The following is a 13,146-nucleotide window of genomic DNA, read 5'->3' as shown; positions in this document are numbered from 1 at the left end:
TACGTTTAAAAAAACAGGGGGAGGACCGGGCCTGGCACGGGGCCAGGCCGTGGGCTTGAGGGACTGGCTTAGATCTTGCCGACCAGTTCGAGCGACGGGGCCAGGGTCTTGGCGCCTTCGTTCCACTTGGCTGGACAGACTTGGCCTGGGTTCTTGGCCACGTACTGGGCCGCCTTGAGCTTGCGCAGCGTCTCCTTGACGTCGCGGGCGATGGCGTTGTCGTGGATTTCAGCGGTCTTGATCTGGCCTTCGGGGTTGATGATGAAGGTGCCGCGCAGCGCCAGCCCTTCGGCCTCGATGTGCACGCCAAAGGCGCGCGTCAGGGTGTGGGTCGGGTCGGCCACCAGCGGAAACTTGGCCTTGCCCACGGCGGGCGAGGTTTCGTGCCAGACCTTGTGCGAGAAGTGGGTGTCGGTGGTCACGATATAGACCTCGGCCCCCAGCTTCTGGAACTCGGCGTAGTGGTCGGCCGCGTCTTCGACTTCGGTCGGGCAGTTGAAGGTGAAGGCGGCGGGCATGAAAATCAGCACCGACCACTCGCCCTTGAGGGTTTCGTCCGAGACTTGCACGAACTTGCCGTTGTGGAAAGCCTGGGCCTTGAAGGGTTGGATTTGGGTATTGATGATCGACATGGATGCTCCTGAAAGGGGATGACTGAGGGTTGACGAGATGAGTGGAAACCCTGGCTATGATAGCCCAGCCGATAGCCGCTGTTTATTGATCGTGGCTATCGCGGGCATTGATGCGCTGCAGCAGAGGCGCTGCACTTGCAGCCGCCAAAACCGTGAAAGGCCCTGGGCACCGGAACCGGCACATCGATGCCGACCATGCCCGCCTGCACCCGGTGCGCAAACCGACGCGCCGCGTCGCCATGGCCTATGCGTGGTGGCCACAAAAGCGCTAAACTGCATGGGCGCAGAGCCTATGCGCAGGCCGCGCTTGCTCGCCACCCTACAGAACAAAGGACCCTTCACCATGCAAGGCAACCACCAGGTCATCGCTCACCTGCAGGCCCAGCTCAAGAACGAACTGACCGCCATCAACCAGTACTTTGTCCACTACCGCCTGCTCAAGCACTGGGGCCTCGACAAGCTGGCGCAAAAGGAGTACCAGGAATCGATCGGCGAGATGAAGCACGCCGACCGCCTGATGGACCGCATTTTCATGCTCGACGGCCTGCCCAACCTGCAAGACCTGGGCAAGCTCAACATCGGCGAGAACGTACCCGAAATTCTCAACAGCGACTTGGCCTTGGAGCGCGCGGCGCAGGCCACCATCAAGGACGGCATCGCCCACTGTGAAACGGTGCGCGACTACGTCTCGCGCGACCTGCTGCTCCAAATCCTGGACGACACCGAGGAACACATCGACTTCCTCGAAACCCAGATCGATCTGCTCGGCAAGGTGGGGGTGCAAAACTACCTGCAGAGCATGATGGGCAGCGTCGAATAAAGACCGCGCCCACATCGCGATAAAGGCCAGCCCGGCGCCCGTTCGGTCGGGCCATCGGCCCCACCACCGTGCACATGGCCGCCCCCTACCGCATCAGCGCCTGCACGGGCATCGACCAGGGCGACCGCCCCTATCAGCAAGATCAGCTGGGATTGTGGCCGCACGCGCACAACAAGGGCTGCGTGCTGGGCGTGATCGCCGACGGCATGGGTGGCTTGACCGGGGGCCGCAAGGCCGCCGAACAGGTGCTGATGACGGCGCAGCAGTTGTTTCAGCGCTTCGATCCGGCCACCGACGATGGGGCCGCGTTTTTGCAGCGCTTGGCGCAGGAAGCCCATCTGGGCATACGCCTGACGGCCGCCTCCGCCGCCGATCTGGAGCCCCACAGCACCTTGGCGGCCCTGTTGCTCGTGCCGGGCGGTCGCTGCCATTTCGCGCACTCGGGTGATTCGCGGCTGTACCACTTTCGTGGCGCGCGCTTGCTGCACCGCAGCCGGGACCACTCGCTGGTGCAGGCTTTGGTGGCGCAGGGGCTGTTGAGCGACGCACAGGCGCGCACCGACCCGCGCGGCAACCTGCTGCTGCACTGCCTCGGCACCGAGCAGCCCCCGGCCATCGAAGGCCACCAGTGCGATGCCTTGCAAGTGGGCGACGCGCTGCTGGCCTGCAGCGACGGCATCTGGCAGTGCTTCAGCGACGAGGAACTGGGCACCTTGATGCACCAGGCCTCACCCCGGCAGGCGTGCGAGCAGCTGGTGGCGCAAGCGCGCCGGCGCGCCGCCGGCAGTTGCGACAACCTGAGCCTGATCGTGCTCAAGCTCGACGCCGCCGCCCCTTGATCCAGCTCTGGGTTCAAGCCATGGGGAGCTTGAGCGGCGTCAGCAACTGGCCGCGCTGGTGGCAGGCGATCAGGTTGTCTGCCGCCAGCAGCGCCATGCCCAGGCGGGTGCCCCGGGTGGCGCTGGCGATGTGGGGCGTGAGCAGCACGTTGGGCAGCTCCAGCAACTCGGGCCGCACGTGCGGCTCGCCCTCGAACACGTCGAGCCCAGCGGCGGCAAGCTGACCGCTGCGCAGCGCATGCACCAGCGCCAGTTCATCGACGATGCCGCCGCGCGCGAGGTTGACCAAGGTGGCGCTGGGCTTCATCTGCGCCAGTTCGGCTGCGCCGATGGCGTGGTGGTTGGCGCTCGTGTAGGGCAGCACCAGCAGAAGGTGGTCGGCTTGGCGCAGCAGCTCGGCCTTGCTCACGTAGCGGGCGGCGCAGGCGTGCTCGGTGGCGGCGTCGAGCCGGCTGCGGTTGTGGTAGAGCACCTGCATGGCAAAGCCGTGCGCGGCGCGGCGCGCGATCGCCTGCCCGATGCGCCCCATGCCCAGAATGCCGAGCGTGCTGTGGTGCACCTCGGCGCCGAGCAGCAGGTCGGCCGACCATTTGTGCCAGCGCCCGGCGCGCAGGTAGCGCTCGCCCTCGCCGATGCGCCGCGCCGTGGCCAGCAGCAACGCCAGGCCGAAGTCGGCCGTGCTCTCGGTGAGCACGTCGGGGGTGTTGCTGGCCTGCACGCCGTGGCGCGCCAGGGCCTCGAGGTCGAGGTTGTTGAAACCCACCGCCATGTTGGCGACTACACGCAGTTGCGGGCAGGCGGCCAGCACGGCGGCATCGATGCGCTCACCCTGGGTGGCCAACAGACCCCACTGCCCTTGCAGGCGCTCGATCAGTTCGGCTGGGGTCCAGACCACGTCGTCGGGGTTGTCGCGCACCTCGAAGTGCGCGCTCAGGCGCTGCAGCACCTCGGGGAACAGGCGGCGCGTGAGCAGCACGCCGGGCCGCTGCACGCTCATTCGAGCCAGGTGGTGAAGGCAGCCACGGGCAGGCGCGGGGTGCGAAAGGTGTTGATCGGGTCGCTGGTGTCGGCGTAGCCGAGCGCAAGCCCGCACACCAGCATCTCATTGTCGCCCGCCCCCACGTGCGGCAGCACGATGCTGGCGTAGCCGTTCCAGGCCGCCTGGGCACAGGCGTCGAGCCCGTGCGCGCGCGCGGCCAGCGTCAGGTTTTGCAGGAACATGCCGGTGTCGAGCAGCGAGCCGCCACCCATGGCCTTGTCGATGGTCACGAACAGCCCCACGGGCGCGTCAAAAAAACGGTAGTTGCGCTGCCACTGGGCGTGCATGCGGTCTTTGTCGCCCTTGCCGATGCCCAGCAGGCTGTACAGGCTCAGGCCGTTTTCACGCCGCCGTTCGATGTAGGGGCTGATCCACTGCTTGGGGTAGTAGTCGTAGGATTCGCGGTACTGCTCGGCCAGCGTCGGGTCGGCGCGCACGGCGTCGTGGGCGGCACAGACCTTTTGCACCAAGGCATCCCGGCTGGCCCCCTGCAGCACGTACACCTTCCAGGGCTGGGTGTTGGTGCCCGAAGGGGCCCGGCTGGCCAGTGCCAGCAGCCGCTCCAACAGCGGCCGCGGCACCGGCGTGGGCAAATAGGCGCGGATCGACTGGCGGCTCTCGATCGCCGTTTCGACGCTGGCGGGGTCGGCCACCACCGGGCGCACGTAGGGGGGAGGCGGGGCATTCTGGGGGACGGCTGCGGTCATGCGGTAGGGCTCCGATGGTCTGAAGGGCGGGTGCAAGGTCGCGCACCCAGTGGATTATGGCGGCTAAAAGCGCATCCGCCCGGGCCTGCAGCGCCGCCTGGGCGACAGCGCTGCGACCTCACAACAAAGCGGTGAGCACGGCGTGCAAATCCGGCGGCAGCGGCACCGGGCGCCGCGTGGCCCGGTCCACATACACATGCACGAAGTGCCCCGAGGCCGCGCACAGCGGCGCGCCTTGGGCATAGAGCCCGACCTGATAGCGCACGCTGGAGCGCCCCAGGTGCGCCACCCGAAGGCCGGCTTCGACCGGTTCGGGGAAGGCCAGCGAGGCAAAGTAGTTGCATTAGGTTTCGATCACCAGCCCGATCACCGCACCGGCGTGGATGTCGAGCACGCCCTGCTCGATCAGGTAGCGGTTGACCGCGGTGTCGAACCAGCTGTAATAGACGACGTTGTTGACGTGGCCGTAGAGGTCGTTGTCCATCCAGCGCGTCTGCATCGGCATGAAATGCCGAAACTCGGTGCGCGGCAGTGGGCTGGGGCGGGCCAAGGCAGCGGCTTCAGCCATGGTAGCCGCCCTCCTGCGCCAGGCTCTCGAAGCGCGTGAGCACGTTGAGAAAGGTGAGCTTGACGGTGCCGGTTGGGCCGTTGCGCTGCTTGCCGATGATGATTTCGGCCACGCCCGGCTCTTTGCAGGCCTCTTTGGTGTAGTACTCGTCGCGGTAGATGAACATGATGATGTCGGCGTCCTGCTCGATGGCGCCCGATTCGCGCAGATCGCTCATCAACGGCCGCTTGTCGGTGCGCGTCTCGACCGAGCGGTTGAGCTGCGACAGCGCGATCACCGGGCATTGCAGCTCCTTGGCCAGCATCTTGAGGCCGCGCGAAATCTCGCCCAGTTCGGTGGCGCGGTTTTCGTCGCCCGAGGCACTGCCGCTCATCAGCTGCAGGTAATCGACCACGATCAGCCCTAGTTTGCCGCACTGGCGCGCCAGCCGGCGTGCGTTGGCGCGCAGTTCGGCCGCGGTCAGTCCCGCCGTTTCGTCGATGTGCAGCGACACGTGGCGCAGTTTTTCGATCGCCTCGGTCAGGCGCGGCCACTCGTCGTCGTTGAGCTTGCCGGTGCGCAAGCGCCCCTGGTGGATGCGCCCGATCGAACCCACGATGCGCACCGCCAGCTGTGCCGCCCCCATCTCCATCGAAAACACCGCCACCGGCAGGCCCTCGTGCAGCGCCACGTGTTCGGCGATGTTGATGGCCAGCGCGGTCTTGCCCATCGAGGGCCGCGCCGCCAGCACCACCAGATCGCCCGCCTGCAGGCCCGAGGTCATGCGGTCGAGGTCGATGAAGCCGGTCGGCACGCCGGTGATGTCGTTCGGGTTGTCGGCCATCTCCTGCACCCGGTCCATCAGGTTGACGACGAGTGCATCGAGCGACTGAAAACCCTGCTTGAGGCGCGAGCCCTCTTCGCCGATGTGGAAGATTTTTTGCTCGGCCTCGTCCAGAATGGCCGCCACGGGCCGGCCCTTGGGGTTGTAGGCGCTGCCGGCGATGTCGTCGCTGGCACCGATGAGCTTGCGCAAAATCGCGCGCTCGCGCACGATCTCGGCGTAGCGGCGGATGTTGCCGGCACTGGGCACAAACTGCGCCAGCGAGTTCAGGTAGGCCAGCCCCCCGACTTCGTCGGCGCGCCCTTGGCCGCTCAGGTGCTCGAACACGGTGATGACGTCGGCCGGCTTGCCGGCGTTGATCAGCGCCGCAATGGCCGCAAATATCTGCTGGTGCTCGCGCCGGTAGCAGTCGGATTCGACGATCAGGTCGGCGACCCGGTCCCAGGCGCTGTTGTCGAGCAGCAACCCGCCGAGCACGCTCGATTCGGCTTCGATCGAGTGCGGCGGCACGCGCAGTTGCGCCACTTGGGGGTCCGGAAAAGCCTCCGGGGGCAGGTCATCGAGAGCAAACAAAGCAGACATGGGGCAGAGTACCTTTCAGGGTCTGCGATCTTAACCAGCGTGGCGCGGCGTCTGGGTTCTGGCGTCTGGGTCTCAAGTCAGCCCGGTATCGACCTCGCGCCGCGCCTGCAGCAGGTAGGTGCGCGACTGCATCTCGTTCAGGCGCGAGACGGTGCGCGGGAACTCGTGCGCCAGCGGGCCCTCGGTGTAGAGCTGCTCGGGCGGCACGGCGGCCGAGACGATGAGCTTGACGCGCCGGTCGTAGAGCACATCGACCAGCCAGGTGAAGCGCCGCGCCTGCGCCGCCATGTTCACCGGCAAGTGCGGCACGTGGCTGAGCAGCACGGTGTGGAACTGGTTGGCGAGCTCGAGGTAGTCGTTCTGCGAACGCGGGCCGCCGCACAGGGTGCGAAAGTCGAACCACACCACGCCACCGGCGCGCCGGATGGCGCGGATGGAGCGCGCCTCGATCTGCAGCAGCGGCTCCTGGTCACGCGCCTCGGCCAGGCGCTCAAAGGCCGCCTCCATCTGCGCCTCGACTTCGGGGCTCAGCGGCCACAGGTACAGCGGCAGCTGCTCGAGCGTGCGCTGACGGTAGTCGACGCCGTGATCGACGTTGAGCACGTCCATGTGGCGCTTGAGCCCTTCGATGGCCGGCAGGATGCGGTCGCGGTGCAGGCCGTCGGGGTACAGGCCGTCGGGGTGGAAGTTGCTGGTGGTGACGATGCCGATGCCGTATTTGTGCATGGCGTCGAGCACGCGGTGCAAGATCATGGCGTCGGTGACGTCGGCGACGTGGAACTCGTCGAAACACACCAGCCGGTAGCGCACCGCCATGCGCCGCCCGAGCTCGTCGAGCGGGTTCACGGTGCCCTGCAGCTCGGCCAGTTGGCGGTGCACCTCGCGCATGAACTCGTGAAAATGCAGCCGCGTCTTGCGCCGCAGCGGCACCGCGTTGTAAAAGCAGTCCATCAAAAAGCTTTTGCCGCGCCCGACGCCGCCGTACAGATACACCCCGCGCGGTATGGGCAGGCGGTTGATGAACTTCTTGAGGGCGTTGGAGCGGCGCTGCTTGAAGTGCGTCCACTCGGCGGCGCAACGCTCCAGCGCCTCGACGGCGCGCAGCTGCGCCGGGTCGCTCTGGTAGCCGCGTTGGCGCAGCTCGGCTTCGTAGAGGGCGCGCACTGGGGCCCAAGCGGGGGCCGGCGCAGCAGCTGCTTGGGCCGCCGACCGGGCCTGCTGCAACGCCGCCCGCTCGGCCGGCGTGGCCACCGGGGCATCGAGCGAGGAGGCGCTGCCCGCTTCGGCGGCTGGATCGGGCAGTCCGCTCATCGCGCTGGGCTCGGGCATTGCAGGGCCGGCTGTGCCTAGGGCTTTGAGGCTGAGAGGCATGCCTCTCAACCCCTTAAAAGTTGAGCGCGCGCTTGTCCACGGCCAGCGCCGCTTCTTTGGTGGCTTCGCTCAGGCTGGGGTGGGCGTGGCAGATGCGCGCGATGTCTTCGGCGCTGGCCTTGAACTCGAGCGCCAGCACCGCTTCGGCGATCAGCTCGCTGGCCATGGGCCCGACGATATGCACACCCAGGATTTGATCGGTGGCGGCGTCGGCCAGCATTTTGACCATGCCGGTGGTGTCGCCCAGCGCGCGCGCGCGGCCGTTGGCCAAAAACGGGAAGGTGCCGGCCTTGTAGGCCACGCCGTCGGCCTTGAGCTGCTGCTCGGTGCGGCCCACCCAAGCAATTTCGGGGCTGGTGTAAATCACCCAAGGGATGGTGTCGAAGTTCACGTGCCCGTGCTGGCCGGCGATGCGCTCGGCCACCGCCACGCCCTCTTCTTCGGCCTTGTGCGCCAGCATGGGGCCGCGCACCACATCGCCCACCGCCCAGACGCCGGGCAGGTTGGTGCGGCAGTCGGCATCGACCACAATGGCGCCGCGCTCGTCGAGCTGCAAGCCCACCGCCTGCGCGTTGAGCCCCTGCGTGTTGGGTGCGCGCCCGATCGAGACGATCAGCTTGTCGGCCTCGAGCGTCTGCGGCTCGCCTTTGGCGTTGGTGTAGGCGATGGATACGCCTTTTTTGAGCGCCTTGATCTCGCCCACCTGCACCCCGAGCTCGATCTTCAGGCCTTGCTTGTCGAAGGCCTTCTTGGCTTCGCGTGCGATCTGTACATCGACCGCGCCCAGAAAAGTCGGCAGCCCTTCGAGCACGGTGACGTCGGCACCGAGGCGGCGCCAGACCGAACCGAGCTCGAGCCCGATCACGCCCGAGCCGATCACCGCCAGCCGCTTGGGCACCGCGCCTAAGCGCAAGCCGCCGTCGTTGGAGAGCACGTGGACTTCGTCGAAGGGCACCCCGGGCAGCTCGCGCGCGCTCGAGCCAGTGGCCACGATCACCTGTTTGGCGCTCAGGGTCTGCGGCTGGGCGCCCTCTGCGGCGGCTGCGGGGGCGGTCACGGCGATCTGGTAGCCGGCAGCGCCAGCCTGCACAAAGCTGGCGCGGCCGTGGAAAAACGCCACCTTGTTTTTCTTGAACAGGTACAGGATGCCGTCGTTGTTTTGCTTGACTACCGTGTTTTTGCGGCCCAGCATTTGGGCCACGTCGATCTTCACGGCGCCGGTGCTGATGCCGTGCTCGGCAAAGTGCAGCCGCGCGTGCTCGTAGTGCTCGGACGATTGCAGCAGCGCCTTGGACGGGATGCAGCCGACGTTGGTGCAGGTGCCGCCCGGGGCCGGGCCGCCGTCGGCGTTGCTCGAGGCGTCGATGCACGCCACCTTGAAGCCGAGCTGGGCGGCGCGGATGGCGGCCACGTAGCCGCCGGGGCCGGCGCCGATGACGATCACATCAAATATTTGGCTCATGGTAGGGCGCTCCGGCTCAGAGGTTGAACAGCAGGCGCGACGGGTCTTCGAGCGCTTCTTTCATCGCCACCAGACTGAGCACGGCTTCGCGGCCGTCGATGATGCGGTGGTCGTAGCTCAGCGCCAGGTAGTTGATCGGGCGGATCACAATCTGGCCGTTTTCCACCACGGCCCGGTCTTTGGTGGCGTGCACGCCCAAAATGGCCGACTGCGGCGGGTTGATGATCGGCGTCGAGAGCATGGAGCCAAAGGTGCCGCCGTTGGAGATCGAGAAGGTGCCGCCGCTCATCTCTTCGATGCCGAGCTTGCCTTCTTGGGCTTTTTTGCCGAACTCGGCGATTTTCTTCTCGATTTCGGCAAAGCCGAGCTGGTCGGCGTTGCGGATGATCGGCACCACCAGCCCGCGCGGCGAACCGACCGCAATGCCGATGTCGAAATAGCCGTGATAGACGATGTCGTTGCCATCGACCGAGGCGTTGACCACCGGGAACTTCTTGAGCGCGTGCACCGCCGCCTTGACGAAGAAGCTCATGAAGCCCAGCTTGACGCCGTGCTCCTTCTCGAAGCGCTCCTGGAAGCGCTTGCGCATTTCCATCACCGGCGCCATATTGACCTCGTTGAAGGTGGTCAGGATGGCATTGGTGGCCTGCGATTGCAGCAGGCGCTCGGCCACGCGGGCGCGCAGGCGGCTCATGGGCACGCGCTGCTCGGGGCGCTGGCCGAGGTCGATGTTCGGGGCCGCCACTTGCGGCAGCGCCTGGGTCGGCACGCCGGTGGGGATGGCCGCAGCCGGGGCGGCGGCCTTGGCCGGGGCGGCAGCGCCGGCGGCCACGGCCGCCAGCACGTCGCCCTTGAGCACGCGCCCGTCCTTGCCCGTGCCCGCCACGGCGGCGGCACTCAGCTGGTGCTCGGCCAACAGCTTGGCGGCGGCCGGCATGGCCACACCGGCGGCGCTGGCCCCTGCCTGGCTGGCGGCCGGGGCAGTGGCCGGCGCAGCGGCCGGGGCGGCCTTGGCGCTGGCGGCAGGGGCGGCAGCCGCTGCCTTGCCTTCGGTGTCGATGCGCGCGATCACCTGATCCGAGACCACCGTGCCGCCGTCGGCCACCAGCAACTCGGCCAGCACGCCCGTGGCCGGCGCCGGCACTTCGAGCACCACCTTGTCGGTCTCGATGTCGATCAGGATTTGATCGGCCGTGACCGGCTGGCCGACTTTGGCCTTCCACTGCAACAGGGTGGCTTCGGCCACGGATTCCGACAACTGCGGGACTTTGACTTCTACGAGCGCCATGATGGTTCGATCCTTGAATGCGTGTGCTGGGTGTCTAAACGGCTTGACGTGGCTGGGCTAAATTTCGCGTGTGCTGGGTGTGGAGGCATGCGCCCGCAGGCGCAGGGCTCATTTGCTCAGGATGAAGCCCTTGAGCTTGCCGAATGCGGCTTCGATCAGGGTCTTTTGCTGATCCTGGTGCAGGTGCGCGTAGCCCACCGCCGGCGAGGCCGAAGCGGCGCGGCCGGCGTAGCCCAGGCGCTGGCCGTCGAGCATGTTGTCGTGGATGTTGTGCTGGATAAAGAACCAGGCGCCCTGGTTTTGCGGCTCATCCTGGCACCAGACGATCTCGGTCGCATTCGGGTAGCGCTTGAGCTCGGCGGCAAAGGCCCTGTGCGGGAACGGGTAGAGCTGCTCGAACGCGCACGATGGCCACGTCGTGCGCGCCCTTTTCTTCGCGCTTTTTGACCAGGTCGTAATAGACCTTGCCCGAGCAGGCGATGATGCGCTTGACGGCGCTGGCGTTTTTGGCCACCTCGGCGCTGTGCTCTGGGATCACGGTCTGGAAACCACCCTTGGTGAATTCGCTCAGGGGCGAGCTCGCGTCCTTGTTGCGCAACAGGCTCTTGGGCGTGAAGATCACCAGCGGCTTGCGCAGGTTGCGCACCATCTGGCGGCGCAGCACGTGGAAAATCTGGCTCGCCGTGGTCGGCTGCACCAACTGCATGTTGGTGTCGGCAGCGAGCTGCAAAAAGCGCTCGACGCGCGCCGAGCTGTGCTCCGGGCCCTGGCCCTCGTAGCCGTGCGGCAGCATGAGCGTGATGCCGTTGACGCGGCCCCACTTGACCTCACCCGAGGCGATGAACTGGTCGATCACCACCTGGGCGCCGTTGACGAAGTCGCCAAACTGCGCTTCCCAGATCACCAGCGTGTTCGGGTCGTTGGAGGCGTAGCCATACTCGAAGCCCAGCACCGCTTCTTCGGACAGGATCGAGTCGATGACCACGAACGGGGCCTGGTTGTCGGCCACGTTCTGCAAGGGGATGTAGGTGCCCTCGTTCCATTTCTCGCGGTTCTGGTCGTGGATCACGGCGTGGCGGTGGGTGAAGGTGCCGCGGCCGCAGTCCTCGCCCGACAGGCGCACCGCATAACCGCTGGCCACCAGCGAGGCAAACGCCATGTGCTCGCCCATGCCCCAGTCGACATTGAGCTCGCCGCGGCCCATGTCGGCGCGGTCGGCATAGACCTTTTTCACCAGTTGGTGCGGCGTGATGCTGGCGGGCAGGGTGGTGATGCGCTCGGCCAGCCGCTTCCACTCGGCCAGCGGAATCGCGGTGTCGGCGCTGTCGCTCCATTTCTTGCCCAGGAACGGGGCCCAATCGACGGCGAACTTGCTCTTGAAATTGGTCAGCACCGGGTCCACCGTGTGCCGGCCTTCGTCGAGCGCGGCGCGGTAGGCCTTGACCATGTCGTCGCCCAGGTTTTCCCCCAGGCCCTGCGCCGCCAGCTTGTCGGCGTAGAGCTTGCGCGTGCCCGGGTGCTGGGCGATCTTCTTGTACATCAGCGGCTGCGTCAGCGCCGGGGTGTCTTGTTCGTTGTGGCCGAGCTTGCGAAAGCAGATGATGTCGATCACCACGTCCTTGGCGAAGGTCATGCGGTATTCGATCGCCAGCTGCGCCGCCAGCGCCACCGCTTCCGGGTCGTCGCCGTTGACGTGCAGCACCGGCGCCTCGATCATCTTGACGATGTCGGTGCAGTAGAGCGTGGAGCGGGCGTCGCGCGGGTCGGAGGTGGTAAAGCCGATCTGGTTGTTGATGACGATGTGCACCGTGCCGCCGGTGGAGTAGCCGCGCGTTTGCGCCAGCGCCAGCGTCTCTTGCACCACGCCCTGGCCGGCGATGGCGGCGTCGCCGTGCACCAGAATGGGCAGCACCTGCGCGCCCTTGCGGTCGCCGCGCCGGTCCATGCGCGCGCGCACCGAGCCCTCCACAACCGGGTTCACGATCTCGAGGTGCGAGGGGTTGAAGGCCAGGCTCAGGTGCACCGGGCCACCGGGGGTGGAGACGTCGGAGCTGAAGCCCTGGTGGTATTTCACGTCACCGGCGGGCAGGTCTTCGGGGGCGGTGTGGTCGAACTCGGCAAACAGGTCCTTGGGCATCTTGCCCAGGGTGTTGACCAGCACATTGAGGCGCCCGCGGTGCGCCATGCCGATCACGATCTCTTGCACGCCCCTGGCGCCGGCTTGCTGGATGACTTCGTCCATGGCGACGATGAAGCTCTCGCCGCCTTCGAGCGAGAAGCGCTTCTGGCCCACGTATTTGGTGTGCAGGAAGCGCTCCAGGCCCTCGGCTGCGGTGAGCCGGTCAAGGATGTGCTTCTTTTGCTCGACGCTGAAATTGGGTTTGCTGCGTATGCCCTCAAGCCGCTCCTGCCACCAGCGCTTTTGCGTCTGGTCGGTCAGGTACATGAACTCGGCCCCGATGCTGCCACAGTAGGTTTCGCGCAGCGCGTTGAGCAGCTCGCGCAGCGGCATGGTCTCGCGCCGGAAGAAGGTGTTGTTGGTGCTGAACACCGTCTCGAAATCGGCGTCGCCAAAGCCGTAAAAAGCCGGGTCGAGGTCGGGGATGGACTCGCGCTCGGCGCGCTTGAGCGGGTCCAGGTCGGCCCAGCGCTGCCCGACGTTGCGGTAGGCGGCGATGAGCTGCTGCGCATAGACCTGCTTGCGCGCCAGCTCCGGGTCGGCGCCCGAGGCCACCACGACCTGCGTCACGCCCTGCTTGGCGCGCTCGGCAAAGGCGTTGATGACGGGCAGGTGCGGCACGTCGCGCGCCGCGCTGCCGTCGAGGGCCGGCACGTGCTGCAGCGCGTCGAAGTAGTCGCGCCAGGAATCGGGCACCGAGGTCGGGTCGGCGAGGTAGTTCTCGTACATCTCCTCGACATAGGGCGCATTGCCGCCGAACAGGTACGAATTGCCTTGATAGGCCTGATAGACGCCAGGGGTCTGGTTCATGAAATCGCTCGCCTTCAGTTTCCCTG

The 13,146-nt window shown here is 66.7% G+C and carries 9 protein-coding genes and 2 pseudogenes; 2 read left to right on the top strand and 9 right to left on the bottom strand.

Going from position 1 to position 13,146, the window contains the following annotated elements; all coding sequences use genetic code 11:
* Positions 1-68 precede the first annotated feature (68 nt).
* On the bottom strand, positions 69-632 hold the full coding sequence (gene ahpC, locus AAAZ40_RS06115; protein WP_476661648.1) for an alkyl hydroperoxide reductase subunit C: 564 nt from the start codon (positions 630-632) through the stop codon (positions 69-71).
* A gap of 343 nt (positions 633-975) precedes the next feature.
* On the opposite strand from ahpC, the gene bfr reads away from it, so the two are divergent.
* Both bfr and AAAZ40_RS06105 read left to right on the top strand, forming a co-directional pair.
* Positions 976-1,452, top strand: a complete 477-nt coding sequence (gene bfr / locus AAAZ40_RS06110; protein WP_476661647.1) for a bacterioferritin — start codon at positions 976-978, stop codon at positions 1,450-1,452.
* A gap of 74 nt (positions 1,453-1,526) precedes the next feature.
* On the top strand, positions 1,527-2,291 hold the full coding sequence (locus tag AAAZ40_RS06105) for a PP2C family protein-serine/threonine phosphatase (protein WP_476661646.1): 765 nt from the start codon (positions 1,527-1,529) through the stop codon (positions 2,289-2,291).
* Positions 2,292-2,304: 13 nt separating this feature from the next.
* On the opposite strand, the gene AAAZ40_RS06100 is transcribed toward AAAZ40_RS06105, so the two are convergent.
* From AAAZ40_RS06100 to AAAZ40_RS06065, 8 genes and pseudogenes are all read right to left on the bottom strand, one after another.
* Positions 2,305-3,288, bottom strand: a complete 984-nt coding sequence (locus AAAZ40_RS06100) for a 2-hydroxyacid dehydrogenase (protein WP_476661645.1) — start codon at positions 3,286-3,288, stop codon at positions 2,305-2,307.
* Positions 3,285-4,037: a nitroreductase gene (locus AAAZ40_RS06095; protein WP_476661644.1), complete on the bottom strand. Its 753-nt coding sequence runs from the start codon at positions 4,035-4,037 to the stop codon at positions 3,285-3,287. The genes AAAZ40_RS06100 and AAAZ40_RS06095 overlap by 4 nt, the downstream gene beginning before the upstream one ends.
* 118 nt (positions 4,038-4,155) lie before the next feature.
* Positions 4,156-4,605, bottom strand: a pseudogene (locus AAAZ40_RS06090) (acyl-CoA thioesterase).
* Complete coding sequence (gene dnaB, locus AAAZ40_RS06085) at positions 4,598-6,010, bottom strand: replicative DNA helicase (RefSeq protein WP_476661643.1); 1,413 nt, start codon at positions 6,008-6,010, stop codon at positions 4,598-4,600. Before dnaB ends, AAAZ40_RS06090 begins: the two are co-directional and overlap by 8 nt.
* A gap of 72 nt (positions 6,011-6,082) precedes the next feature.
* Positions 6,083-7,321: a cell division protein ZapE gene (gene zapE / locus AAAZ40_RS06080; RefSeq protein ID WP_476661642.1), complete on the bottom strand. Its 1,239-nt coding sequence runs from the start codon at positions 7,319-7,321 to the stop codon at positions 6,083-6,085.
* A gap of 73 nt (positions 7,322-7,394) precedes the next feature.
* Positions 7,395-8,843, bottom strand: coding sequence for a dihydrolipoyl dehydrogenase (gene lpdA, locus AAAZ40_RS06075; protein WP_476661641.1), 1,449 nt, complete (start codon positions 8,841-8,843; stop codon positions 7,395-7,397).
* A 16-nt stretch (positions 8,844-8,859) separates the two neighbouring features.
* The gene (gene odhB / locus AAAZ40_RS06070) at positions 8,860-10,131 is read right to left on the bottom strand and encodes a 2-oxoglutarate dehydrogenase complex dihydrolipoyllysine-residue succinyltransferase (RefSeq protein ID WP_476661640.1); all 1,272 of its coding nucleotides are present in this window, start codon (positions 10,129-10,131) and stop codon (positions 8,860-8,862) included.
* A 108-nt stretch (positions 10,132-10,239) separates the two neighbouring features.
* A pseudogene (locus AAAZ40_RS06065) lies at positions 10,240-13,120 on the bottom strand (2-oxoglutarate dehydrogenase E1 component).
* Between the last annotated feature and the right edge of the window lie 26 nt (positions 13,121-13,146).

This window comes from Serpentinimonas sp. SMBJO2, from assembly GCF_056341105.1.
Note: the sequence above shows the minus strand (reverse complement) of the source record. Positions and strands in the feature narration are given on the sequence as shown.

Bases quoted from the DNA above. Each gene is read 5' to 3' on its own strand.
- ahpC (WP_476661648.1), bottom strand. From the start codon at position 632: ATGTCGATCATCAATACCCAAATCCAACCCTTCAAGGCCCAGGCTTTC.
- bfr (WP_476661647.1), top strand. From the start codon at position 976: ATGCAAGGCAACCACCAGGTCATCGCTCACCTGCAGGCCCAGCTCAAG.
- AAAZ40_RS06105 (WP_476661646.1), top strand. From the start codon at position 1,527: ATGGCCGCCCCCTACCGCATCAGCGCCTGCACGGGCATCGACCAGGGC.
- AAAZ40_RS06100 (WP_476661645.1), bottom strand. From the start codon at position 3,288: ATGAGCGTGCAGCGGCCCGGCGTGCTGCTCACGCGCCGCCTGTTCCCC.
- AAAZ40_RS06095 (WP_476661644.1), bottom strand. From the start codon at position 4,037: ATGACCGCAGCCGTCCCCCAGAATGCCCCGCCTCCCCCCTACGTGCGC.
- dnaB (WP_476661643.1), bottom strand. From the start codon at position 6,010: ATGTCTGCTTTGTTTGCTCTCGATGACCTGCCCCCGGAGGCTTTTCCG.
- zapE (WP_476661642.1), bottom strand. From the start codon at position 7,321: ATGAGCGGACTGCCCGATCCAGCCGCCGAAGCGGGCAGCGCCTCCTCG.
- lpdA (WP_476661641.1), bottom strand. From the start codon at position 8,843: ATGAGCCAAATATTTGATGTGATCGTCATCGGCGCCGGCCCCGGCGGC.
- odhB (WP_476661640.1), bottom strand. From the start codon at position 10,131: ATGGCGCTCGTAGAAGTCAAAGTCCCGCAGTTGTCGGAATCCGTGGCC.